A 25,047-nucleotide genomic window follows, 5' to 3' on the forward strand; every position below is an offset into this window, starting at 1 on the left:
TAATATTGCCAGATTTGAAATTAATTATTTGCTGTTTGTCGGACTCGGTTTAGGAATGGTGAGCGGAGGAAGTTTCTGGCTATTATCTACAGGTTGCTTCCACTCTGATAATTCCCGATTCACGGCATTTGCAAAATCTGTAGATACCAACAGCACGTTAATATTTCCATCGAGTTTAGCAGCAGGGTCAGTTTGAGCATATAAAAAACGTCCGTTAAAGTTAGCTTTACCCAAAATCAACTGATGGTTTTGCCGATTTTTTAGGGTGATATTGATGGTTGCTGGGGGTTCATCTAAGGCAAATTGCCCAAGCTCTTTTGGTGGAGTTGATAAGGTGCGATCGCTCTTACCTTTGACCAACAAATCCATCAAATAAGAAACAATAGCGTCATTTGCTGGGCCCGATACTGGAGATTTGATTACCCACTTGGGATTACTAGATTCAGGGCTACGTTCTAGATTCAAGGTGAGTTTTTTTGTTTTAATTGTTAGAGATTGCACATCATCTTCTGCAAAAGAGAAAATTTGCTGCTTTTTCTCATTGCTTTCTTCTCGCACAGTTGTACCCCGAATTTCAGAGAAGTAAACAAAACCACCTAAACCCAGCGCTAGCAGTATCAAAATTAAAGTCGTTCTCGGCAATTTCATTTTTTAGTCATTTGTCATTTGTCATTGGGCATAGAAAAAACTCTTCTCCAATCTCTACTTGTCACTCCTAACCGCTAACTGCTAACTCACTTATTACCGTCGTTTCCACCAGATAATAAGTGCGATCGCAAACCCAATTAAAGGTAAAAGCAACAGAGATGACAATATTAAAAGATTGCCTTGTGTGGTTGTCAGGGTTATCCGACGATTTTTTGGTTCTTTGGGGCGAATGGAAAGGGGTTGCTGATCCTGTTGACTCAGCCAAGTAACTGAGTTGAGGAATACATCTCCATTTAATTGCTGTTGAAACAAGCCATCGGTGGCGAAATCAGAATTTCCTAAAACTACTAACCTTGACTCGGTGGCTGTTTGCGATGAAGGAGTTGGGGAAGGAGTGGGAGTAGGGGAGGCAGGGGGAGTGGGGGAAGCTTTTCTTTGAGTGGTTGGTGATGGTAGGGGCGAAGGTTTCGGTTGGGGAATTGAAGCAGATTTAGCTGCTTGTTTTCTTGTTAAGGCTACGCCCAAGGTTAGAGGCCCTTTCAGGTCTTTATCTGCATTAAACTCCAATTTTTCGCTTTTAAGGTCGCTTTCTGCCCAGCTATTGGGATAGGGTTTGGTTCGTAGTAATGGAGTAGCCTGAACACCAGGCACAGAGATAATTTCCAGTGGTCGGGCAATGGGATAAAAAGAATTGCCGTTACCGAAATCTTTGGTAATTGGATGTTGCCCATATTCTGTGACTAAAGGTGCAGCAGGGCCAAGTCCCACAACACTTTCGCCAGAGACATCGACTGCTAAACGATTATCCAGACGAACACCCCACTCTTGTAACAAGCTGTTAAGTTTGGGATCGGTATTAGGATCAATCATCAGCAGTAAGTTACCGCCGCGATTAAGATACTCTTGCAAAGCTTTGACTTCGCCTTCAAATAGCCCTCGCTTGGGGCCAGCCACTATCACAACAGACGCATCTTGAGGAACTTTGGAAGTTTCTCCTAAATTCAGTGGTGATGTTGTGAAGTTTTTATCGCCTAATCCTTGAACTGCTTGTGATATTGCATCTTTACCAGCCGAAAGTTGGCGTTCGCCATGACCTTGAAGTAAGTAAACTTTGGCTGTGGTTGAATTTGTTAGTTGTTGCAGGCGACTAGTTAATCTGATTTCTGACAACCGCTCATTTTGATTTACTGTTTGGACTAATTGCCGTTTATCTCCAGATTCTAAATAAACTTCCCCGTAATCTTTAACGCCAAACTTTTCTGCTAATCCTGGTCTGGCTTGGGGGTCGATATACTCATATTTAAATTTTGAGCTTTGCCGTTGATAATTTTCTAGTAATTCTCGGTCTTGAGGGTTTTGGTTAATATCAAACACCCACACCTTAACTGGTTGTGGTAAAACACTCACCAATTCTCGTGACTGGGGCGCAAGGGTAAACAATTGGCTTTCTGTTAAGTCTGACCGCAAGTGGTAGCGAGTCCCTAAAAAGTTAATCAATCCCAAAATTGCCAACACTGCTAGAGTTGCTACTAGGGCATTAGTCCCAGCTTGGGTAGAACGACGTTTCCACCAGTTAGTCTCATAGCTTTGCCATATTATCCCCAACCCACTGATTACAATTCCCGTAATCAGAAATACTAATGGAATTAGTCCCCACTGTTCAGAAACTAACCCAACTGTTAAGCCGACAGCAATTAGGAATGGACCCAACCAAAACACATATTTCCACAGTTTTTTCTTTGCAACTATCTTCATCTTATTTGTCATTTGTCATTTGTCATTTGTCTAAAAATAGTGACATTGTAAAATATATCGACGAAAATTGAGTGGATAAAAATAAGTCTATACAACTGAATGAATGGCAACAAAGCGTTTCCAAGAATTACAGGTTTATCAATTATCAGAACAGTTGGCAGACGACATTTGGAAAATTGTTGAGAAATGGGATTTTTTTGCAAAAGATACGATTGGTAAACAGATTGTACGTTCGGCAGATAGTATTGGTGCCAATATAGCAGAAGGTGTAGGAAGAGGTAGTTTTCAAGATAATAGACGTTTTATCAAAATAGCGAGAGGCTCTTTGAATGAAACTCAACATTGGTTAAGACGGGCTTATACTCGTAACCTTTTAACTACCGAACAGATAAATTCAATCAAAACAATCATTAACGAACTAGCACCTAAATTAAACTCCTATTTAAACTCAATTGGCAATGTCCCAGATGATAAATAAAAAATGACCAAGGACAAATGACAAATGACAAATGCCTATTGCCTTTGAAAACGCAGTGCATCAATTGATTGAGCGGTGAGAAAGATGCCCAAAAAAATGTAACTAGCAAATAAAATTAAGGCGCTGGTATCAAAAATCCCTTGAGTTAAGGTGTTGTAATGTTTCAACAATGATAAATAACCTAAAGCTTCACCCACTGGGCCAGGGACAATTTTGGCGATTAAATCAATCAATAACAATAATAAAATTACTGCAAATGTGAGGACGGCAGACAAAATTGTGCTGTCTGTTAAGGAAGAAATAAACATTCCTACAGATAATATTGCTGCTGCTAGTAAGATTAATCCAAAATGACCCAATAAGGGAATTGAAAGGGCCATTGGTGGATTTGATCCACTAATGGCGATCGCTTCAAACACTAGCATGGGTACAACCATTGTGATAAAAAATGTCAGCACGCCTAATAACTTACCTACTGCTACCGCCCAATTGGTGATTGGTGACGTGGCTAATAGTTCTAAAGTGCCGCGTTTGCGTTCTTCGGCATAGAGTCCCATTGAGAGTATTGGCAACACAAACAACAATAGCCACCCCATACGATCCAAAAATGCTCGGACAAATTCGTAGGGGACATCTATCGGCGGTGTTGGCACTCCTAGTTGTTGACCTTGTGCATCTATTGCGGCGACTCCTACCAAAATGCCATCTGGCCCTAGCAAAATCATCACGAAAAATAACCCGGCGATGAACCAAAATATGCCTGCGATCGCATAAGCCAAAGGTGATACAAAATAACTCTGTAACTCTCGGCGATAAATGGCAATAATATTACTCAGTACTACACCCATTTACGCTGCCTCTCCTTCGTTGTCTGCTGCTAAGTCTACCTCAGTCTCGAAATTCTTTTCTTCTGTGGTCAGTTGCAAAAACACATCTTCTAAGGTAGCGTTAACTCGCCGCAGTTCATGTAAACCAAAGCCTGCACGCACCAAGGTTGCAACAATATCCTTTCCTGGTTCTTTTCCTGGTTGCGATATCACCCGCAGATAAGCGCGATTTGTCTGTGGGTGATGACCCCCGGCGGTGGGAATTGATTCTATCAGACTCACACCTGCAACATTTTGCAATACCTGTTTCGCTAGGGCAGCTTCTCCTTCTATTTCCAACTCATACCCGGAACCGCCTGTCAACTGAGTCATCAGGTTTTCTGGTGTATTAGTTGCCACAACTTTGCCGCGATTAATAATAGCGACGCGGCTACAAGTCATGCTCACTTCTGGCAGAATGTGCGTGGAAAGAATAATTGTATGAGTCCCAGCAAGGCTTTTAATTAAATTCCGCACCTCAATTATTTGTCGGGGATCGAGTCCAACGGTGGGTTCATCGAGAATAATCGCTGGTGGATCGTGAACGATCGCTTGAGCAATTCCTACACGTTGGCGATATCCTTTAGAGAGTTTGCGAATAATTACCCGCCGCTTATCTTCTAAGTTGCAGCGTTTGATAGCGGCTGTTACCTTCTTGGCGCGATCGCCTGCTGGAACTCCCTTAATTTGGGCAACAAAATGCAAAAATCCCTCCACAGTCATGTCTGGATATAACGGCGGTGTTTCGGGTAAATAACCAATTCGTTGGCGTACCGCCAGGGAATTTTCATGGACATCATAACCAGCAATCCGGGCATTACCATTTGTTGCCGGTAAATAACCAGCCAGAATCCGCATGGTTGTAGTTTTACCAGCACCATTGGGGCCCAGAAGCCCTAAAATCTCCCCAGGTTCGACGCTAAAAGTGACATCAGTTATCGCTGGAGTGGAACCGTATATTTTACTCAGATGCTCAACTTCGATCATAAAATCTCATACACAATATCAATTCTTTCAGCCTTTACTCCCTTAGAAATGCCCAAATACCCTGGTTTCTGTATTTGAACACAAATTATTAGCATAATTGCGTACTCAGCAATTATGTTCAACTCTGGGAGCGAGAATCTACCTCTATTATGTCTAAACTAAATAACTCACACCTGCCTAAAGGCTGAAGTGGGAGCTTTCGGAAGTCCGTCTCTTTTAGATAATCATTTTCATAAAAATTATTGTTAAAAATAATTCTGAAGACACATACTTTATACCCAGGCTTAAGCTAGATTTAATCTATTGTTAACCTATTAACTTGATTTGGCTATTGGGTAATCAGTTAAATGACTAAAGATATTAGTAATCGTGAAAAATTAAATATTGATTGTCGCTAAAGTATCTCCTAATTTAATCTCTACAGAACAAAGCAACTAAGATGGCACAGTCAACGAAGTTACAGCCTCCAGGTGGGTTGCAAATAGTTCATGTCACTACCGGACGCGTGCGACTCCGCAGCACTGACAGTAGTTTGAACTCGATATTAGACAGCATAGCCCAAGATTTACGCTCCTTAGAGGGAGTGAGGGAAGTTACTGTGAATGAGCAGACGGGCAGTTTGGTAATTAATTTTGATGAAGAGAAGCTGTCATTACCGCAAATTTTGGCGTTAAGATCCGATATTGAGATTCAGCAGCCGCAGGCTTCATCTGATTCACCAAGCAAGACCGATCCCTTTGCAGCTTGGAAATCACCTTTATTTTGGAAAGAGCAGGGTGTTTCCTTAATTCCGATGATAACAGGCTTGGCGGTAACAGGAGGGTTAGGAATTCATGGCTGGGTATCGATTCCAGTTTATATGATTGCGGCGGATGCAACCCGTGGTGTAATTGGTTATCTTGGCTCTCAAGTTCCGATATCTGAAAAAAACGATGGTAATAATACCAGTTCTGCGATATCGGAATTATCAAAAGAGGAACGTCAATCTACTATCCAACCAGAAAAATTAACAAATAATCTTGAGAAAGCTAGCGAGGTGGCAGCACCTGCAAAGATTGACTACAGCGTAATCCATGCAATTAGCGGACGTATTCGCTTCCATGTGCCAAAAATCGCTCAAGATCGAGCTTATGGGCGGCGACTTGAGAGAATAGTGAAAACCGATGCTGAAGTTACAAGTGTGCGGATGAATTTTGATGCAGCATCGATCGCGATCGCTTATCAGTCTCGTGAGATTCCATTATCCTATTGGGTGAGTTTGATGGAATTAGCGTTGGAGACAAACCCACCAACGCAGCCAATTACAACGGCTAACCAATCCCTCCAAGAAGTTAGTCAGACGAATCAAATTACAGACGCAACAACGTCACATCAAACAAGTTTAAATGTTAGTCAGACTCCTGAAGTTATCAACTCAACAACAGCAAGCGAAATAACTTCAGAGTTATCCAGTCTGTGGACTAACTTAAAACCGCCTGCGATGTTTTTCTCATTAGGCATTATGGCGAACTTACCCTTGGAAACCTAATATACAGTTTCAAATTGCGGAATACTGGAGGGGAATTATGGCTGTTTTAAATTTAGAATCGGTAGCAGATTTAGACAAAAAACCAGAGCCAACAGTCACAGACAAGATTAATTACCCAACAACGCCGCCTTCAAGGGTAGTGTATAGCATTATTTGTGCATTTCCTGGACAAGTGGCGTTTTGCATCCCTCAGATTAGCGAAGATCCAAAATATGTGGAACGTCTTGTTGCCTTGCTTGCTAATGAGCCTTTGGTAATAGATCGGCAAGTCAATAATACTACGGTAGGGTCAATTGCCATTACCTATAAATCTGATACAGTGTCAGATGTTGATATGCGATCGCATTTGGCTAATTTGATTCAGTTGGCTGGTAATGAAAAAGTGGTACTAGCAACTGCAAACCAATTGAAACCACACTCAGCGTTAGTGGCAACAGAAGACAGGCAGGATAGAAAGCCAGCAATGCAACCACAGAAGCAGAAATCAGCAACATTCTCTTTATCTTCTGCGGATGCGTCAATCTCTAAGACTAAAAGCAATTCGGTTTCTTCGGCTGATTCTGTAATTCAACAAGCAAGAAAGCCTGCAAAAGTAGCTTATAGCATTGCTCATGCCATTCCCGGAAGGGTGCGGTTTCGTGTGCCGCGAATTGCCTGCGATCCCAAATATGTCCAACGGTTAGAGGCATTACTCAAATCAGATTCGACAGTTACCAGTGAGCGAGTTAATAGCGCTGCGAGATCAGTTGTTATTACCTATAAAACTGGAATGATGCGGGATTCTCAGAAGCGAGTGCAAAGCTTTTTATTAGCAGCAATATCTCATCTAATCAATTTAATTGAATCTGCCAATGATCCCGCCACAGCCATAAGTTAGCTAACGAATTCAGCAAATTACAAATAACCAAATTGATAGCTAATCAATCTCGCAGGATTGGTGGCTAATTTGCTCTATACCCCAGCAGAGAACCTGATTTTCATCGAAGTGTAACAATTTTGGATTAAAGAAAAGTAATGGCAAAAGTAGCACTGCAACTCCCATCACCTCCAAAATCTCAATTCACTGTGTTGGAAGGGAATGGAAAAGCTTCTTTAACTGACACTAATGGACATTCTCGAAGAGAGTTCCCTAACGTTACCTACAGCATTGTCCATACAACTCCGGGAAGACTGCGGTTTCGCCTACCTCGTTTACGCTGTGATGCAGATTATGCCAAGCGTCTCGAAGTATTGCTAACAGCAGATGCGCTGGTGAAGAATGTTCGTGTCAAGCCTGCGGCGATGTCAGTTGCAGTTACTTATAAATCTGATAAAGTTTCCGATGCGAAGATGCGATCGCACCTTCACGATTTGATTCAGGCTGCAAGTGAAGTAGTTGTTCTTAAAAACTCTACATCTTTATCAGAAACTGAAAAAGAGCCATCTTGGCCAGGTTTACAACTCTCTGCTGTTGCCACTGCTTTAGCAGTGCTAGGAGGTCCATTAGGATTACCGATCCCACCTTTGATAGTGGTACTTCCAATCGCTCTGGCTACTTTACCTGTTGTCCAACGAGCATGGGAAGGTATTAGGGTAGAGCGAAAATTGAATATTGACTTTTTGGATTTTATGGCGATCGCGATTACTACCTTCCAAGGGCAATTTCTTACACCATCGCTGATGCTGGGTTTAATTGAAGTAGGCGAAAATATCCGCGATCGCACGGCTCGTTCTTCTGCTCAACAAACTCTAGATTTACTTAGTTCTTTAGGGCAATTTGTTTGGGTGGAACGCAATGGCGAAAAGCAGCAAATTCCCATTCAAGATGTGCAGCGTGGCGATACAGTAATTGTTTATCCTGGCGAACAAGTGCCGGTTGATGGTAGTATTTTGCGAGGTAAGGCCCTGCTAGATGAGCAGAAACTAACTGGCGAGTCGATGCCGGTACTGAAGAAAAAAGGACAACCAGTTTTCGCCTCAACGCTGGTACGAGAAGGACGAATTTATATTGTTGCCGAATGGATCGGCAATGATACCCGCGCCGGACAGAGCATTAAGTTAATGCAAGAAGCGCCTGTCCACGATACGCGGATGGAGAATTATGCCACGAAATTTGCTCAAAAAGCTGTTGTGCCAACTTTGTTACTTGCTGGGGCAGTATTTGCCGCAACCCGTAACCCTTCACGGACAGCCAGCGTTTTAACTCTAGACTTTGCTACAGGTATTAGAGTCTCCGTCCCGACAACAGTTTTAGCAGCATTAACTTATGCAGCGCGACGGGGAATTCTCATCCGTAGTGGACGGGCGTTAGAACAACTAGCAGAAGTTGATACTATAGTTTTTGATAAAACGGGGACACTGACTAAGGGAGAAGTCGATGTTGTCAGTGTGGAAAGTCTCAATCCAGCAACCTCAAGATTACGGGTGTTGGAATTGGCAGCCGCCGCCGAACAACGTTTAACTCATCCAGTAGCCGAGGCAATTGTTCGCTATGCCGAAGCAGAGCAAGTGGAAATTTTGCCGCGTAGCAAGTGGGACTATCAACTAGGTTTGGGCGTGCAAGCTCTGATTGATGGAGAGACAGTTTATGTTGGGAGCGATCGCTTTTTGCGCTCCAGTAGCATTGATACCGCAGCGTTAAATGGTCAACAAAAATCTGCAAATTCAGCAATTTATGTAGCCAGCAACGGGCAACTTCAAGGTATTATTAAATATAGTGATGTTCTCCGTCCCGAAAGCCGGGAAGTCATCACAGCACTTTCGACGGTCGAAGGTGTAGAGATTCACATATTAACCGGCGATAATAAGCGAACTGCTACTGCTGTTGCTGCTCAACTTGGTATTTTGCCAACGCATACTCACGCCGAAGCTTTTCCAGAACAAAAGGCAACAGTTGTCCGCCAACTACACGAACAAGGAAAGACAGTTGCATATGTAGGCGATGGGATCAACGATTCGCCAGCTTTAGCCTACGCCGATGTTTCCGTCTCCTTTGCCAACAGTTCTGAGATTGCCCGCGAGACAGCAGACTTAGTGTTGATGCAGAATGACTTGTATGGTTTATTAGAAGCGATCGCGATCGCTCGTCAAGCCAAGCAATTGATTCGGCAAAACACAGGACTAGTTGCTGTTCCTAATTTAGCAGCATTAGCGATCGCCGTTTTCTTTGGTCTTAACCCCTTAGCTGCAACAGTAGTCAACAATGGCTCAACCGTAGTTGCCGGAGTCAACGGTTTACGTCCAATTCTTAAAAGTCGTCAACATAAAACTCTACCATCGGCAAGATGATGCAACTATGCCGGCAAGAGTATCTTAAAAAGCTTTCCCCGATTTCTCAATTAATAGGAGGAAATTGAATATGGCTAAAATTAGTGATTTTGTTGAAGATGCAGGCGCTCCCGGTATTATAGTCGGAATTGGTGCAGTCCTCTTAGCACCTGTTCTGCTGCCCATTGTCGCTGGAGTTGGTAAACCCTTCGTCAAGTCAGTCATCAAAGGCGGAATTGGTCTTTATGAAAGAAGCAAAGGAACCATTGCAGAAATGGGAGAAACCTGGGAAGACATGGTAGCCGAAGCCAGAGCTGAACTCGCTGATGAAAAAGAAACACCCGTATTTGAAGCTAGTGCCACCAATCCGGATAATGTCGCCGATAATGGTGCGTAATTTCATCTGCCCATTAGCAAGTTAAAATCTTTGCCATAGGCAACTTCCAATTACCAAAATATCAAATTAGTAAGGTGCGTTACGGTATTCCACCTAACGCACCTACGAAAATAGCAAAAAAATTGTAGGTTGGGGAGCCACTGCGTTGCGCGGGTTTCCCGCGTTGTAGCAAGTGGCGTTGGAGGCTTTGCCAAAGCCAACATTCTGATATATGTTGGGTTGCGCTCCGCTTCACCCAACCTACGTCTCTCTCGCTCCTCTTATTCCTCTGTGTTCTCTGCGTCCTCTGCGGTTCGTTTTTCCTTAATTTTTGACAATAACAAACCCACAACAAAGAATCCACCTTCATACAAGTCAAAAAGGCAATTGTATGTTGACAAATGGTTATAGCACTTACAATAAAATGCCGGAAATTATAAACAAAACCAGCTTCAAAACATCACCAAAACCGATATCTACAAAAGTTGTAAGTTCGACTCCCGGAAGATTGCGGTTGAGAGTGGCTCATTCCCATCGTCAACCAGAAAAAATGCAAAGCATCGCTAATGCTTTATTAGCAAATCCTCACATTAATCAAGTGAAGATAAATGTCCATCATGGCAGTATTGTTATCAATGACGATGGTAAAGATGGCAGTCTAGAAAATGTGCTAGCAACACTTAAAGATTTAGGAATAATTTTTGCTGATGTTACCGAGGGTAACACCGAGGCAGCAGCAGAAGTTTCATCTGCGCTTGTTGACTTAAACCAGCGTGTCAAACAGTTAACAGATGGTGCTTTTGATCTGCGAATTCTTTTCCCTTTGGGATTAGCTAGTCTTTCAATGAGACAATTACTAAATAAAGGATTGCAGTTAGAAGTTATTCCTTGGTATGTTTTAGCATGGTATGCTTTTGATAGCTTTATTAAGTTGCATGGAACTAGCCAAGAAGAATCAGCAAACGAGTAACCAAAAAGCTTAATTTATCTGCCAAATTTTGATGGTTTTATCAGAACTAGCACTAGCCAAAAATTGACCATCATGGCTAATAGCAATAGAGTTTACTGCCCCTGAGTGTTCTGTGATAGTTTGCAGTAACTCTCCCGTCTGCAAATGCCAAATTTTGATGGTTTTGTCTACGCTACCGCTAAAGAGAATTTCTCCATCAGGACTAACGGCTAAGGATCTTACCTCTTCTAAATGTCCAGTCAAGGTATGTAACACTTTGCCTGTAGTTAAATTCCAAATTTTGATAGTTTTGTCTGCACTAGCGCTAAAGAGAATTTCTCCATCAGGACTGATGATTACTGATTTTACCTCACCAGAATGTCCGTTGAGGGTGCGTAATGGCTCTCCCGTGTGTGGGTTCCACAGCCTAATTTTGTTGTCAGAACTACCACTAGCAAGGATTGTACCATCGGGGCTAATAGCAGCAGCATTAACTGCGAATGAATGCCAAAGGGTAGAAATGCGATCGCCTTTATGCAAATTCCAAATTTTGATTTTATTACTACCACTGGCAAGAATTTGCCCGTCAGGACTGATTGCGATGCAGTTAACCGGTTTTTGATGTCCTAACAGAGTGTGTAGGAGTTTGTCAGAATTGAGATTCCATACTTTGACATTACTTTTGGGGTGTTGACAAATACCAACAGCAAAATAATGTCCATCAGGACTAATCGCAACAGAGGAAATTTTGCCTAAATCTTCTGTGAGAGTACGGATAAGTTTACCAGTCTTAAGATTCCATACTTTGATGGTTTTATCTGCACAACCGCTAACTAAAGTCTGAGAATCAGGACTAATGGCGACAGATGTCACTTTTTCTGAATGTCCAGTTAGGGTATGTCTGAGAAAGATATGTTGTACTGTTACTTGGTGTTTGAGGTTGGCGATGCGATTTAAAATTTCATCAACATCAGCAATACTCTGAGTATCACCCACCGCGACAAAATATTCTCTTAACTTTTTTACATATTCCTCATCTTTAACGCTGACGGCTGATTGCATTACCTGAAGCGGGTTAGGAGAATCGTTTGGTGATATTTGGCGTAGTTGTAACCATGTACTCACAGAATAATTTAGCTGTTCGTTTGCCCAAGCGCGTAGTTTACCGCCGTAGGCATCGCTTAAATGGCATAAACTCTGGGCTAATTGTAAAGCCAATTCTGGAATCCAGTAACAGCGCTCATTTTCCAGAGCTTGGTAAACTTGTTTGTAACCAGAGGCGATAACCCCTAGTGATTGTAAATCAAAAGCATCTGACAGCAAACTCGGCAGCAACTCTGGTAGTAGCGGAGGTACACCACGATCAACCAGGTGGTAAATATCTGCTACCCAACCTGCAACCAAACAGTGATAGGTAATCAAAACCTGGCAAAGTTTTTCATAATCCTGACGATTGACTTGATATTGTAAAGATAACTTACTAATATCAATTCCTTTTTTATGCCATTTTTCTACCTTTTCTAAAATTTCTAAATTTATCACATTATCTTTTCCAAGCTGATTAACTTCCTCGCTTTCGTCTCCCAATGCCACAAGCTCATCTCTAATTTTCTTCCATTCTAATGCCCGCCTTTTAGCAGACTCTTCTAGAATTTCTCGATAAGGTAAACGAGCAATTGTTTTATAATAATAATTGTCTTGCCCTAAACCCCAGTAGGCAATTCTAAAATTTAAATAATCTCCATCATTTTCTGACTCTAAAATCAAACTTGGCTCTGTTTTCAACATTCCAAACAGAACTTTAATACTTGATTCACTGTGAAAACGTTTACTATCCCAGGCTCCTGCCAATAACTCTGTTGGTCTAACTTGACTGTGTAAAGAGTAATGTTTGTTGAGAAAATCTCTTAATCCTTCAGCTAACATTAACTCAAATTGAAAAATATTTTCATCTCTACGATCGCCAAATTGGTCACAATCTACTTGAGGAGGAGCGATAAAAATTTTAAGTGGAGTGTGTCCATAATTTGTGTGGTCTAAAATTTGTGAAGGATATAATCTTAAGGGCCAGCTATCAAAAATTTTATTGACTTCTGGTAACTTAAGCGCTGTTTCTCGCTCTTGTGCGGCTATTCTTAATTGCGTTTGGTGATTATCGGCTACTAATTGCTGTTGAAAAATTCTTGCTTGTTCAAAAGCTTCAACATCACCGCTTTTTTTATTTGCAGGATTTAGAACTTTGAGTATTTCAGGAATTGCCTCTATCGATTCATATTTACTCAGTCCTAAACTAGATTTATTTCTATTTTGGACTAGCTCTACAACAACAGGCGCAAACTCTAGTACCAGTTGAATTAGTAACATTAACCCTTGCTGCATAAACACATACCTAGAAACTAATTGAAGAAGAATTCAGAAGTCATAATCAAGACGCTCTCTACAAGACGCTGTGCTATCCGCTTTTTAGGTCAAAATTCATTCTAAATTTTGATTCCTGACTCTTGAATTCTGTTTTGATAGAATAAATAAGCAAGGCTTACATGAAATCAGGGTAATACTGTCATCCAGCAAATTCATACATAGCCTTGATGTTACTACTTGAGAGTATAGTAACTCAAACGTAAAACATGAAACTCGTTATATGTCAATAAATCTATGTGGTTAAATCCCTGTAAATTAAAATAAACACAGTATTAAAGAAACTTAATCAACTTGATAGCAACGAGAACTAGATTCACTACTGAGATAGATTTCTTCATTCAGAAAAATAGGTATAACTAGAGTAAAGTTAATGCAGTTCAATAAAGCACTCTCTTAAAACATTAATAGATAAGTTTATCAGCTTGGTTGCGTTTTTTATTTTTTGAAATTAAAAAATAGTACGATGACTTCGATAAAACGGTCTAACTCTGGCAAAGCTGCTAGTATGAACCTGCGTTTACCACCAAAAAAGGCAACTAAAAGCGTAGCTAAGAAAGCAGAGTCATCCCAAAAGATATTCTATAGCATAGTCCATACAATTCCTGGACGGATTCGTTTTCGTATTCCTCTGTTAGCCAGAGATACTGAGTATGCTAATCAACTTAAATTATCGATGGAATCCGATCCTAGAGTTACAAATGTCCGTACTAACCCAAAAGCTGCATCCATTGTCATCAATTATAAAGTAGGTGTAATTTCAGATAATCAAATGCGCGAGCATCTGGTTAATCTGATTCAAACTGCTCAAGATGTGGTTCTGCCAAAAGAGGTAATGGCAAAATCAATCGTAGGGGCTATCTTTGATGCTCTAATCAACTTAATTGATAATACGCGCAAGATTAACCAAGCACGTAATGTTCTTGTATATAGAAGGTTTAGAACAGACATTTGGGAATGGATGCTTTCTACCTCAAGAAGCCTAATTAAGAAGTTAAAATCTGCCACCATGTTTATCTTGCCTAACAAGCGGTGGCGATTAAGAGGCAATAGCGAGGCGAATTCCCAGCCTTTGAAACTGAAATCTACCAGCGAAGCAAATCTTATATAGTTACTAATAGTAAGTAAGCGTAAATAATTGTCGTTGGGATAAGGCAATAGGCAATAAGTATAAGAGCTTTAGTCTATTTCTTTTTTATTTGCATAGTTTTATTTTATTGTATCAACTTATTTAATGGCCATTAAAATGATTCCTGCTTAAGAGTAATTAGCTCTAAAAAACGGGGATTTACTATAATTCCTAAAAATTTCTTTTACTTAGCCTTCAATCCAAACATTTTATTATTAATAACAAATGGATACTCCTCGCTGTCAAAAACTTCTTAATCAAACCTATTGGGTTCAAGCAATACATACTACTGTTAAGGGAAGAGCTAGATATAAAGTAAATGGGCTTTATCATTCGGAAGCTCTCAAAAGATATCTTGAATCGAGATTATTAGAGGATAAAATAATCTCGCAAGCTCGTGCTAATAGTTACACAGGGAATGTGCTTGTTATTTTTCATCAAGATGAAAGTTTAAATGCGAACGCCGTTCGCGAAGCGTGTCCGACAGGACAAGGCGGGTCTTCTCTTCGAGACGCTGCGCGAACGACCATCGCATCGCTTATCCAAGAAATTGTCTTAGATTATCGGAGAAAAGCCAGTAAATCACTTGGAACTAGTAACTTACATTCTTTTGGCACTAAAGAAAACATTGGTTTCGTTGGGGGTAATAATCGAAACATATTTGATTCAGCCGTACTGTCTCAAATATCTATGCAGCGACAATTAAACCAAACAGCCAGTCAACTTATTCCGGTTGTTTGTACCCTTGTATGTGGTACTGCACTGTTGTACGCATATAATCTTGACGAAGCCATTTTGCTCTTGATCCAGAAGCTGCATACACCACTGCGCGATCGCATCATGCTTGGTATCACTTTTCTAGGCGATCCCCTAGTAATGCTGATATCTTCTTTGGGGCTGTCGATTAGTCCGTTATATTCTAATCGTTGCAGGCAAGCAACCATCTTGGGTATCGCTGGAGTTGGCGCAATCTTGCTAAATTGTTTAATGAAAATATTTTTTGGTAGAGCGCGTCCAGCACTGTGGGAGCATATTATTAATGTCGGCCAACACAGTTTTCCTAGCGGCCATGCAATGGTTTCAATAGTAATTTACGGTTTTACTGGCTATATTCTGGCAAAGCAGTTTCCTGAATGGCGCTTTTGGATTTATGGCTTGACTATTTTCTTGATTGCTGCGATCGGTTTTAGTCGGCTTTACCTGGGAGTACATTGGCTGACTGATGTGACAGCTGGCTATGCCGCAGGTTTGGTGTGGTTAATTGCCTGTATCCTGATTTTGGAATCGGAACAACAAGGAATAATTGACGAGTACATTCTCTCAGGACGGCGATTTATCGCGTCTCTCTAACGTATAAGTCTTTTAGACGCGATAAATCGCGTCTCTACATGAGGGCTTTCTGGCTTATCCCAAGCGTATTGGGATAAAACTAGAACTGGATCTGTTAATAATAGCTGCCAGATTTCCGATGCTCCAAAGCAGTGATACCATCATTTTCCAACACTTCACCGTGATTAATAACGGCATAAATTAACCATCTATCGCCACATTCAAGCTGATTTTGCACCGTACATTCTAAATAGGCTAATGCCTCATTCAAAATCAAACAACCATTATCAGCAGTTTTTGTGGAAAGATTTGCAAAAGGATTATCGCCTAAAGTGCTATGACGAGAAAAATAGCGTCGCACATTTCTTCCTTCTTTGAGGATATTCAGCACAAATTTATCACCAGGATGATGCATTAAATCTGCATTCTGCTCGTTAGCGATCGCAATCATAATCCCTGGTGGGTTAAAAGTTGCCTGCGATACCCAAGAAGTTAAAACCCCTTTGTGGGTTTCTTCATCACGAGTTGTCACAACACACAGAGAACCAATGATTCGCCCCACCGCTTGTTCGGTACGATCTACATGGGTTTCTGTCACAATTTGGCGGGAACTACGAAGTTTTTTAGTTTTCTTCAAGTTTTGGGCAAAGGAAGCACCTGCTTCTTGACACTGCTGAAGAATTTCAGAAGTAGGGCTAAAACGCACCCGAATTGTTTCAAACCCTAGTTGATAATTTGCATCTTTGAGCTTACTTTCGATTAAATCTATTGCCTCTCCACTCCAGCCGTAAGAACCAAACACCCCAGCTAACTTAGTTTTAGCCGCCACCGAGAGAACTATTCCTAAAGCAGTTTGAATTTGAGTCGGTGCATGGCCGCCTAAAGTGGGTGAGCCGATAATTAAGCCATCGCAAGTTTCTACAATGCGGTTAATCTCGGCAGAATCAGCTAGTTCACAGTTGATTGATTCTACATTAACTCCATTTTGAATCAAACCTTGAGCGATCGCATTCGCCATAATTGCTGTATTTCCATAAGCAGAAGCATAGAGCAAAGCGACACTCAATTCTTGAGATTTTTGTCCTTGACACCATTGACGGTAATCATAAGTAAAACGACTCAAGCTGTAACGCACAACTGGCCCGTGTGCTGGGGCATAACATCTGGCTCCCAAAAGCGATATTTTATCTAAGGCTACTTCGACTTGTTTTGCTTGGGGCGCATGGAGACATTCAAAATAGTAACGACGTTCCGCATCTAATCCCTTCCAGTCTTCATCAAACAAAGTATCTTCGCAAATATGAGCGCCGAAAAGTTTGTCTGTGTAGAGAATTTTCGTTGCAGAATCATAAGTGCAAAGTCCATCGGCCCACCGGGGAGTTGGTACGGTGACAAATGATAGAAGATGTCCTTGTCCTAAATCTAGAGTATCTCCTGATCGCATCGCTTGAATAGGTGACTCAAATTCGGGGAAGGCAGTTTTTAGAGCATTGGCGGCGGGGCGAGAACAAATTAGAGTAGCTTGAGGAACCAGAGAGAGCAATACTTGTAAGGTTGCTCTGCGGTTTGGGTTGACATGACTGAGAACAATGTAATCTAGGGTAATGAAGTCTAGTTGTTGTGCAAGTTGCTCAAGGTAAATTTCGGTAAAAGATTCGCCGGGAGGGTCAATTAAAGCATTTTTATCAGCTTGAATCAGATAAGAATTTGCTGTAGTTCCCCGTTGACGAGAATACTCCACCTCAAATTTTAATCTGTCCCAAGTCCGCGATCGCAGAATCAGAGTATTTTTACCAATTTCAGCAACTTGGACATCTCTGCTATGGTTGGACGTTAATGTTGCAACAGACATAATAACCTCTTTTAATAATTGAGAATTTGGAATTGGGAATGGGGAATTGGAAATTGGGAACTTGTACTGAGCGCAGTCGAAGTATGGGGAATTGGGAATTGGTTATTATCCTTGTCTCCCTTATCTCCCCAATTCCTAACTCCTAACTCTCCACTCCCGATTTTTAATGACCATTGTTTTGTATTAATTCAGACTTGGCTCTGCTTCTATAGCGTTTAGATACTTCTTGTTCTGGGTCGATACCTTCAAAGGTAGGGGGTAGCCAAACTCGGAGAAACAGTAGTACTCCCAGCACTAATAAAAAGGCACAAGTTGCTAAAACTTGACTCCAACTTGTTTCTAGAACACCTTTAACAATGACTTCTCGCAAAGCAGAAACGATGGAAACTTCAACAGCTACCCCAATAGATACTCGATGTTCTTGTAGGTAAATAATCAACAATCGGAATAGCTCAACTAATATGAGCAAAAAGAGAATATCGGCAGTAACAGCATGAAAATCTAGAGGTGGAAGTAAGGAGAGAAACATATCTCTCACCTGAAGCACCATGAAGCTAAATAAACCGATACACAAACAAATCACAATCACATCTTGGATAAATTCCAAGGTTCGCACAACGCGTCCACGGTTGATTTCGTACATCGTAATCGGAGTATTTTCAGCAGATTTATACATAATTTTTTGGGAGTTGTAGAGACGCGATTCATCGCGTCTATAGGGAGCAGAGGAGCCTAAGAGGTTGTTTTAAAAGTAGTTAGCTGTGATTTTAGGTACTTGTTGATCCCCCCTAACCCCCCTTAAAAAGGGGGAAACTGGAATTAAAGTCCCCCTTTTTAAGGGGGATTTAGGGGGATCTAAAACTTTTTGTTACCGAGAAGAGGACTTTTCAAACAACCTCTAAGACAAATGACCAATGACCAATGACAAATGACAAATTAGTAATGATTGCCAATTTTGCGGTGATGCGCGGCGGTAAGTGCATCTAACTTGGAAACCCTTCCAGTTTGGACTGTGCTATAAATTACCCAATGATCTCCACAATCCATGCGGCTAGTGATTTCACATTCCATGTAAGCTAGGGCTTCAGCTAAAACGGGCGATCCATTGTTCGCTGGATATGTCTTCACTCCAGCAAATCGGTCTGCACCAGGAGCGAAACGCTTGAGGAAATGTTTCATTAATCCTTGATATTTGCCTTCTTCTAAAACGTTTAGAACAAAGCGATCGCCAACGTGCATCAAAGATTCAATTGCTCGATCTTTGGATACTGCGATCGCAACTCCTAAAGGCTCAAGGCTGGCTTGTGTCACCCAAGAAGCAAACATTGCGCTCTGAATTTCTCCTTTTTTGGCGGTGATAATGTATAAACCTGTACTAATACGCCCTAAAGCCTTCTCTAGCTCCGTATTGATGGATTTAATTTGTTTAATGGTGCGATCGCGGTTCAACCATTGACCCAAATCTGTACCCGCTTCATCACAAAGCTGTTCCGTTGCTTGGGTAGGAATTTCTTTAACTAAAATAGGTGGAAAGGCTTCAGTTAATCCCAGTTCTTGAAACTTATTGCGTAAAGGATAAATAGGTTCATCTTCTCCACCTCCCGACTCTAATAAACCAATTGACTGCTTTTTGTGAACAGCAGCTAAAATAGTGCTTAAAGAAGCTTGAGCCATCACCGAAGATTGGGGTGGCATTGCAATTACTAAACCAGAAGATTGTGCAACTAATTCTCGAACTTCTTGAGGTTCAGAACTATTGAGAGGAAATAATTCCACTGCTACGCCTGTTTTCGCACATCCATGAGCTATGGTACGGACTAACTGCTCGCTATGGCCGTAATCTTCAACATAAAATAGAGCCACTAGAGTCTCTGTTTTTGCTTGTTCTAAACTCCAGTTTTGATACCGTCCGAGCCATTCTGGAATATAGTGTTGTAATAAAGGCCCATGTCCCGTAGCAACTGTTCCTATTTCTAACTTTTCAATCCGCTTTAAAGCTGCCAAAACAGACCGAGCATTGGGACCCATAAGACAATCATAATAATATTGAAAATCTTCCTCAAGTAAGGTGATATTTTCATCATAAGTGTGGTCATCACAGTAGTGCATCCCAAACACATCACAGGTGTAGAGAGTGCTAGTTTTGTGGTCATAAGTAAAGATTGTGTCAGGCCAGTGTAAGTTAGGTGCAGAGATAAATTCTAATTCGTGTCCGTTGCCTAAATCTAATCGCTCTCCACTTTTCACCTGCCTTGAATTAAAGGGCTGGTGAACCATATTTTCTAAAAATTGAATAGCTACCTTAGCACCAACAACAGTAATTGAGGGAGCTAGTTGCAAAATATTTTTTACTAAGCCACTATGATCTGGTTCCGTATGGCTAATAATCAAATAATCTATTTTAGTCGGATCAATTAATCCCACCAGTATCTCAAGATATAGTTGCTCAAACTTTCGGTGAGATGTATCAACTAAGGCAACTTTTTCTCCTTGAATTAAAAAAGAATTATAAGTCGTACCATTCCGTAAACCAAACTCGACATCAAAACGTTCTCTATCCCAGTCTAGACAACGAATAGCAGTTGTTTGAGAAGCAATTTCGACAGTTTCTACTGTCAAACGTCCTGGGTTGGGAGTAACTTGAGTGGGCTGTATGAGTGCAACCATTTGTTTTCTCCAAAAAGATTGTTATATGAAGCGAGCGTTATGTCTCTTATATTTACCTGAAATACTCAATTAGTAAAATGCCAATTTCTAAAGCTAATCATCAGAAAGTTTTATTCATTATTTAGATTGATTTACCATTGAAATTTCTCAATGTTTATCATCAATAATGAATGTGAGAAAATGTAAATAATCAGTTAAAATGGTTTGGCATGTCGTTAATATTTTTTCCTCCTCCCATACAACAAATCAACAGCGAAATCATCCATTGCGCTGGTGTTGATCTGTATGTACTACGCCTGGATCTCATGCACCCGTGGGTTAACGGCAATAAGTGGTTCAAGCTGAAATACAATCTTTTGGAGGCCAAGGAGAAAAATTTCACAACACTGCTTACTTTTGGCGGCGCTTATTCCAATCACATCTATGCAACTGCGGCGGCTGGTAATCTTTTCGGTTTTCGTACCATCGGCGTAATTCGTGGGGAGGAGAGACTACCACTAAACCCGACGCTGAGTTTTGCTGTACAACAGGGTATGCAGCTTGTGTACATGAACCGCGAAATGTATCGACAGCGCAACACACCAGTGATAGAGGAATATCTGCAACAACGCTTCGGTGAAGTGTTTATCATTCCCGAAGGTGGGAGTAATTTAAATGGTGTGCGCGGCTGTATGGAGATCATTGATAATGCCGTCTACGCATTTGATCATATATGCGTAGCCTGTGGTACAGCTACCACACTGACTGGTATTGCCCTTTCATTGCATCAAGGACAAAGAGCGATCGCTTTTCCCGTTCTGAAAAATGGCTCATTTCTTGCACAAGAAATTGAAAGTCTGCTGACAAATTACCTCGCCTCTGATTTACCCGCACCATCTAACTCTCCCGCTTCCTGGGAATTGGTATGTGATTACCATTTTGGCGGCTATGCAAAGGTGAACGATGAGTTACTACTGTTCAGCCAACAGTTCAGGGAGCAACATGGCATACCCCTCGATTACGTATATACCGCCAAAATGTTTTACGGAGTAATGGATTTACTAAAACAGGGATTTTTTAGTAAAGGCGATTCGTTGCTGCTCATACACACAGGAGGCTTACAGGGCAATGTTGGCATGGAAGAGCGGCTGAAAAGATGGTAGAGCAAAAAGTAGGCAATTAGCTTACTCAAACCTATTAACAAATTCCACAACACTTTGTTAGTATAGATTTTTACTGCAATATAGCTTCCATATATTGTCCAATTCCTATATCGGAAAGACCCTGAAAGTCTATAATTCTGTAGCATATTAGCTACCAATATTGGTTCACCTTAATCATCTGTATCTAGATAAGATTTATGACTGTAGACCTATTATCGAAAGCAATCACAGCAATTGCTAGTATGGCGGCTACTCCTATAAAAAACAAGTTCGAGCGTAAAGAGGCTGTAATTAAATTATTAAAGAAACTGAACCTTAAGTATGAGTATCCACCTGCTGATTTCTCGGGTGTATATGTCTATACTCTTGTACAGTACGGGGTTGGAAAACCACATGAAATTCTAGAATTATTTCGGCAGGAAGAAATTAAGCAAGCTTTCCGTGAAGCATTTGAACAGAATGACCCTTTAATATTCATCAAAAAAGGTCAAGATTTTATAGATGGGTATGCCTTGGGTGATGAAATCAAAAAACTTGGTATTGACCCGTTTCCAGAATATGCTGCTTTTGCTATGGCTTTTATTGAGGTTGCCAACAGCACACGCAAACCATCAGAAGTTTTAAGAGATCGAAAGCTTGACGCTATAAATCGAAATTTATCAGTTCTTCAAGAGCAGTTATCTAAGCTAAAAGAACCAAAGGAAATTCTACTTGAGTTAGCTATACAGTCACAAACTTATCAAAAACTTCAGCCAGCAGATGAGTCAAAGAATGAAAAAATTGCGATATTTATATTAGCACAGCAAATGAGGGGGTGGTTTGAAACTATAGGATACAAGTTTGATAGTTATAAAGTAGAAGAAGAGAAATTTTTTGAGTGGATCATTAATATTCCAGCACGGCGAGGATATGACCGCATCTTTGTACGTGGTGTTGAGCGTGAAGGAGGGCTAAGTGATGTTCAATCTTTACGAAAAGCTTTAGATGAGCATAAGACGAAAGAAGCTTGGCTTGTCTCTGCTCGGAGGATTAGTCCAGCAGCTCGCAATGAAGTGAAAAAGGAAGAAAATCAAGATATCTTCTGCTATACCTTTGACGAACTACTAGATGAACAGGCTGACTTTAGCAAATACCTAGACTGGCTAGAAGCTGAGGTTAAGCGTAAGGGTATTGACAGAATGTATGTTCCTCTTGCTTGTATTAAAGAAGAATATGATCCTATTACTCAAGAAAAACTAGGGGTTAGTCGATACAACGCAGATGATGGTTGGATTGAAGGCTACATCGATCACTGGCTAAACGATCGGGCTAAAGAGCATATCTCAATACTAGGTGAGTTTGGCACTGGCAAAACTTGGTTGACTTTGCACTATGCTTGGACTGCTCTACAACGCTATCGTGATGCCAAAGAACGGAAAAGTGAGCGACCTCGGATTCCATTGGTTATTCCTTTACGCGACTATGCTAAAGCAGTCAGTGTTGAGTCTTTGTTTTCAGAGTTCTTTTTTCGCAAGTATGAAATTCCTATTCTTGGTTACTCTGTATTTGAGCAACTCAACCGGATGGGGAAATTACTACTCATCTTTGATGGATTTGATGAAATGGCAGATCGGGTAGATAACCAAAAGATGATTAATAACTTCTGGGAGTTAGCTAGGGTTGTTGTACCTGGTTCTAAAGCAATTCTTACCTGCCGAACAGAACACTTTCCAGAAGCTAAAGATGGTCGAGCTTTACTAAATGCAGAATTAGAAGCTTCTACTTCTGCTCTCACTGGTGAACCTCCACAATTTGAGGTGCTAGAACTAGAGAAATTCAACGATGACCAAATTCGTCAGGTGCTATCATTTCGAGCAGGAGTTTCCACTGTTGAACAGATAATGGAAAATCCCCAACTCCTAGACTTAGCCCGTCGCCCAGTGATGACTGAACTAATTCTAGAAGCTCTACCTGATATTGAAGCAGGAAATCCAGTAGATATGTCACGTATTTATCTTTATGCTGTACGCAACAAGATGGAGCGAGATATCAAGGCAGAGCGTACTTTTACTTCATTAGCTGATAAACTCTATTTTCTATGTGAGTTGTCGTGGGAGATGCTGTCAACTGATCAGATGAGTCTTAACTACCGACTTTTCCCCGATCGGATACGCCGTCTTTTTGGTCATGCCGTACAGGAGGAAAAATATCTAGACCACTGGCATTTTGACATGATGGGTCAGACTATGCTCATCCGTAATGCAGATGGTGACTATTCACCAGCACATCGCTCCCTTTTAGAGTTTTTTGTCGCCTACAAATTTGCTGCTGAATTAGGAGTTATAGCTCCTGACTTTACTGACTTAGCAAAAGCACAATCTCACTTAAATTATAGTGTTTCATCTGACTATACTTGGTCATCTTATTTTCGGCGGGAATGTGATGAGAATGGCAATATTAAACCTATTTTATGTCTGCAAGAGTTTATTCCTGAAAAAATAGAATTACTAGCAGAAACTGTGGGTAAAGAAACATTAAATACAGACTTTTTTAGTAATAATCATGACAAGGTAGTAAAGATAAGACTGAATAATGCCATCTTTGAATTGATAGGAAATATGATTTCTCCTGACAAGGAAAAGGTCAAGGCTAGATTATTGACTCTAATTACAGAAACCTGTGATAAAACTTCACAAGAAGTAGGTATAGTTGGTGGTAATGTTGCTAGCCTTTTAGTGCAATATGATCCTATTAGTATGAGAGGAAAAAATCTATCTGGTGCAAATTTAAGGTATGCAAACTTTTCTGAATCTGATCTCACAGAATGTAATTTAGATAATGCTGATTTAAGTAATGCTAGATTTGATAGAAAATCTATAATGTTAGATGCTACCCTACGAAATAGTAACTTAAGCCATTTGAGGCTGAGAGACTTTTTCTTCGGCCATATTTCAAGAATAAATTTAAATAAAATATCTTCATTATTAACTAATTTTAATACTGATACACCAGCTATTTGTTTTTATTATCCTCATGAGGTTAATCATTCGGATAGACCAAATTTACTTTTTAAAGTTAAACAGAATGAAATAGTAGTTGCTTATGAAGAAAATAAATTATTAGAATGGAACTATATAATTAAATCAATGTACATTTTAAATTGGGAAGTTAATCAAGAAGTTCTTAATATTCTGACTGTTGAAGGTGAAGATATTTATCTTGAACTAAAAACTGGTCTAAATTTACCTGTTGATGAAGCTACAAGTTGTTTAAGACCTTGGCATTATGCAGATTTTACAGGAGCGATAGGACTTGGTGAACGTGAAATTTACATATTAAAAATATTAGGCGCTATTAGTCTACCTAATACTTCTTACAATCCCCACAATGATAAGGAGCTAAACTTCGGTTTAAGACACAATAAGGGTGAATAAGACTTTGATGAATTGTTGTGAGTTGAAAAATCTAGGTTTATACAAACGAAGTCCAATTGTGCAGATTTACATATTAATTTAACCTGAGTTCGGGATAAGAAATCCTCAAAACCATTGATTCTTCATTGTTTAGTTTGAAGCTCTGTTTTCATCTATTCTCAATAATATACTTTATTGAGAATAATTTCATTTATCAACCTTATTGACAAAATGATTGTTCTTTAATTGCTTCTCTTGTCATTTAGGTTTTTACTCAATCCTTAC

The 25,047-nt window shown here is 40.5% G+C and carries 18 protein-coding genes; 10 read left to right on the top strand and 8 right to left on the bottom strand.

Annotation, left to right across the window (positions count from 1 at the left end):
* Positions 1 to 24: 24 nt before the first annotated feature.
* Positions 25 to 648: a DUF4340 domain-containing protein gene (locus GJB62_RS25965; RefSeq protein ID WP_114084868.1), complete on the bottom strand. Its 624-nt coding sequence runs from the start codon at positions 646 to 648 to the stop codon at positions 25 to 27.
* Positions 649 to 741: 93 nt separating this feature from the next.
* A complete protein-coding gene (locus tag GJB62_RS25970) occupies positions 742 to 2,403 on the bottom strand; it encodes a Gldg family protein (RefSeq protein ID WP_114084867.1) in 1,662 nt (553 codons plus the stop codon).
* Positions 2,404 to 2,506: 103 nt separating this feature from the next.
* Here GJB62_RS25970 and GJB62_RS25975 point away from each other — a divergent pair, with 103 nt between their 5' ends.
* Positions 2,507 to 2,881, top strand: a complete 375-nt coding sequence (locus GJB62_RS25975) for a four helix bundle protein (protein ID WP_114084866.1) — start codon at positions 2,507 to 2,509, stop codon at positions 2,879 to 2,881.
* A gap of 35 nt (positions 2,882 to 2,916) precedes the next feature.
* Here the strand turns inward: GJB62_RS25975 and GJB62_RS25980 are convergent, their stop codons facing one another.
* Together GJB62_RS25980 and GJB62_RS25985 are read right to left on the bottom strand one after the other, a co-directional pair.
* A complete protein-coding gene (locus GJB62_RS25980; RefSeq protein WP_114084865.1) occupies positions 2,917 to 3,729 on the bottom strand; it encodes an ABC transporter permease in 813 nt (270 codons plus the stop codon).
* Positions 3,730 to 4,734, bottom strand: a complete 1,005-nt coding sequence (locus GJB62_RS25985; protein ID WP_114084864.1) for an ABC transporter ATP-binding protein — start codon at positions 4,732 to 4,734, stop codon at positions 3,730 to 3,732.
* 439 nt (positions 4,735 to 5,173) lie between these two features.
* On the opposite strand from GJB62_RS25985, the gene GJB62_RS25990 reads away from it, so the two are divergent.
* From GJB62_RS25990 to GJB62_RS26010, 5 genes are all read left to right on the top strand, one after another.
* Positions 5,174 to 6,262, top strand: a complete 1,089-nt coding sequence (locus tag GJB62_RS25990) for an HMA2 domain-containing protein (RefSeq protein WP_114084863.1) — start codon at positions 5,174 to 5,176, stop codon at positions 6,260 to 6,262.
* A gap of 37 nt (positions 6,263 to 6,299) precedes the next feature.
* Positions 6,300 to 7,139, top strand: a complete 840-nt coding sequence (locus GJB62_RS25995) for an HMA2 domain-containing protein (RefSeq protein WP_220186668.1) — start codon at positions 6,300 to 6,302, stop codon at positions 7,137 to 7,139.
* A 137-nt stretch (positions 7,140 to 7,276) separates the two neighbouring features.
* Positions 7,277 to 9,529, top strand: coding sequence for a heavy metal translocating P-type ATPase (locus tag GJB62_RS26000; protein WP_114084862.1), 2,253 nt, complete (start codon positions 7,277 to 7,279; stop codon positions 9,527 to 9,529).
* A 70-nt stretch (positions 9,530 to 9,599) separates the two neighbouring features.
* The gene (locus GJB62_RS26005) at positions 9,600 to 9,905 is read left to right on the top strand and encodes a DUF5132 domain-containing protein (RefSeq protein ID WP_114084861.1); all 306 of its coding nucleotides are present in this window, start codon (positions 9,600 to 9,602) and stop codon (positions 9,903 to 9,905) included.
* A 370-nt stretch (positions 9,906 to 10,275) separates the two neighbouring features.
* Complete coding sequence (locus GJB62_RS26010) at positions 10,276 to 10,854, top strand: HMA2 domain-containing protein (RefSeq protein ID WP_114084860.1); 579 nt, start codon at positions 10,276 to 10,278, stop codon at positions 10,852 to 10,854.
* A 9-nt stretch (positions 10,855 to 10,863) separates the two neighbouring features.
* On the opposite strand, the gene GJB62_RS26015 is transcribed toward GJB62_RS26010, so the two are convergent.
* The gene (locus GJB62_RS26015; protein ID WP_114084859.1) at positions 10,864 to 13,212 is read right to left on the bottom strand and encodes a WD40 repeat domain-containing protein; all 2,349 of its coding nucleotides are present in this window, start codon (positions 13,210 to 13,212) and stop codon (positions 10,864 to 10,866) included.
* Between the two features lie 505 nt (positions 13,213 to 13,717).
* Here GJB62_RS26015 and GJB62_RS26020 point away from each other — a divergent pair.
* A complete protein-coding gene (locus GJB62_RS26020) occupies positions 13,718 to 14,362 on the top strand; it encodes an HMA2 domain-containing protein (RefSeq protein WP_114084858.1) in 645 nt (214 codons plus the stop codon).
* Positions 14,363 to 14,605: 243 nt separating this feature from the next.
* Entirely contained in the window at positions 14,606 to 15,730 is a 1,125-nt protein-coding gene (locus GJB62_RS26025) for a phosphatase PAP2 family protein (RefSeq protein ID WP_114084857.1), read from the top strand.
* Between the two features lie 94 nt (positions 15,731 to 15,824).
* Here GJB62_RS26025 and GJB62_RS26030 read toward each other — a convergent pair whose 3' ends face one another.
* The 3 genes from GJB62_RS26030 to GJB62_RS26040 form a co-directional block, all read right to left on the bottom strand.
* Positions 15,825 to 17,561, bottom strand: a complete 1,737-nt coding sequence (locus GJB62_RS26030) for a diflavin flavoprotein (RefSeq protein WP_114084856.1) — start codon at positions 17,559 to 17,561, stop codon at positions 15,825 to 15,827.
* A 163-nt stretch (positions 17,562 to 17,724) separates the two neighbouring features.
* Positions 17,725 to 18,237, bottom strand: a complete 513-nt coding sequence (locus GJB62_RS26035) for a phosphate-starvation-inducible PsiE family protein (protein WP_114084855.1) — start codon at positions 18,235 to 18,237, stop codon at positions 17,725 to 17,727.
* A 260-nt stretch (positions 18,238 to 18,497) separates the two neighbouring features.
* Entirely contained in the window at positions 18,498 to 20,228 is a 1,731-nt protein-coding gene (locus tag GJB62_RS26040) for a diflavin flavoprotein (protein WP_114084854.1), read from the bottom strand.
* Positions 20,229 to 20,437: 209 nt separating this feature from the next.
* Here GJB62_RS26040 and GJB62_RS26045 point away from each other — a divergent pair, with 209 nt between their 5' ends.
* Both GJB62_RS26045 and GJB62_RS26050 read left to right on the top strand, forming a co-directional pair.
* The gene (locus GJB62_RS26045) at positions 20,438 to 21,370 is read left to right on the top strand and encodes a pyridoxal-phosphate dependent enzyme (protein WP_114084853.1); all 933 of its coding nucleotides are present in this window, start codon (positions 20,438 to 20,440) and stop codon (positions 21,368 to 21,370) included.
* A 197-nt stretch (positions 21,371 to 21,567) separates the two neighbouring features.
* Positions 21,568 to 24,783 carry a pentapeptide repeat-containing protein gene (locus tag GJB62_RS26050; RefSeq protein WP_114084852.1) on the top strand — a complete coding sequence of 1,072 codons (3,216 nt, stop codon included), beginning with the start codon at positions 21,568 to 21,570 and terminating at the stop codon, positions 24,781 to 24,783.
* Positions 24,784 to 25,047: the final 264 nt, after the last annotated feature.

This window comes from Nostoc sp. ATCC 53789 (assembly GCF_009873495.1).
Classification (GTDB): domain Bacteria; phylum Cyanobacteriota; class Cyanobacteriia; order Cyanobacteriales; family Nostocaceae; genus Nostoc; species Nostoc muscorum_A.

What these genes read in the sequence shown, in the direction of transcription:
- GJB62_RS26050 (WP_114084852.1), top strand. Translation starts at nt 21,568, where the DNA reads ATGACTGTAGACCTATTATCGAAAGCAATCACAGCAATTGCTAGTATG.
- GJB62_RS26045 (WP_114084853.1), top strand. Translation starts at nt 20,438, where the DNA reads ATGTCGTTAATATTTTTTCCTCCTCCCATACAACAAATCAACAGCGAA.
- GJB62_RS26040 (WP_114084854.1), bottom strand. Translation starts at nt 20,228, where the DNA reads ATGGTTGCACTCATACAGCCCACTCAAGTTACTCCCAACCCAGGACGT.
- GJB62_RS25985 (WP_114084864.1), bottom strand. Translation starts at nt 4,734, where the DNA reads ATGATCGAAGTTGAGCATCTGAGTAAAATATACGGTTCCACTCCAGCG.
- GJB62_RS25980 (WP_114084865.1), bottom strand. Translation starts at nt 3,729, where the DNA reads ATGGGTGTAGTACTGAGTAATATTATTGCCATTTATCGCCGAGAGTTA.
- GJB62_RS26010 (WP_114084860.1), top strand. Translation starts at nt 10,276, where the DNA reads ATGTTGACAAATGGTTATAGCACTTACAATAAAATGCCGGAAATTATA.
- GJB62_RS26015 (WP_114084859.1), bottom strand. Translation starts at nt 13,212, where the DNA reads ATGCAGCAAGGGTTAATGTTACTAATTCAACTGGTACTAGAGTTTGCG.
- GJB62_RS25990 (WP_114084863.1), top strand. Translation starts at nt 5,174, where the DNA reads ATGGCACAGTCAACGAAGTTACAGCCTCCAGGTGGGTTGCAAATAGTT.
- GJB62_RS26000 (WP_114084862.1), top strand. Translation starts at nt 7,277, where the DNA reads ATGGCAAAAGTAGCACTGCAACTCCCATCACCTCCAAAATCTCAATTC.
- GJB62_RS26025 (WP_114084857.1), top strand. Translation starts at nt 14,606, where the DNA reads ATGGATACTCCTCGCTGTCAAAAACTTCTTAATCAAACCTATTGGGTT.
- GJB62_RS25995 (WP_220186668.1), top strand. Translation starts at nt 6,300, where the DNA reads ATGGCTGTTTTAAATTTAGAATCGGTAGCAGATTTAGACAAAAAACCA.
- GJB62_RS25970 (WP_114084867.1), bottom strand. Translation starts at nt 2,403, where the DNA reads ATGAAGATAGTTGCAAAGAAAAAACTGTGGAAATATGTGTTTTGGTTG.
- GJB62_RS26030 (WP_114084856.1), bottom strand. Translation starts at nt 17,561, where the DNA reads ATGTCTGTTGCAACATTAACGTCCAACCATAGCAGAGATGTCCAAGTT.
- GJB62_RS25975 (WP_114084866.1), top strand. Translation starts at nt 2,507, where the DNA reads ATGGCAACAAAGCGTTTCCAAGAATTACAGGTTTATCAATTATCAGAA.
- GJB62_RS26035 (WP_114084855.1), bottom strand. Translation starts at nt 18,237, where the DNA reads ATGTATAAATCTGCTGAAAATACTCCGATTACGATGTACGAAATCAAC.
- GJB62_RS25965 (WP_114084868.1), bottom strand. Translation starts at nt 648, where the DNA reads ATGAAATTGCCGAGAACGACTTTAATTTTGATACTGCTAGCGCTGGGT.
- GJB62_RS26005 (WP_114084861.1), top strand. Translation starts at nt 9,600, where the DNA reads ATGGCTAAAATTAGTGATTTTGTTGAAGATGCAGGCGCTCCCGGTATT.
- GJB62_RS26020 (WP_114084858.1), top strand. Translation starts at nt 13,718, where the DNA reads ATGACTTCGATAAAACGGTCTAACTCTGGCAAAGCTGCTAGTATGAAC.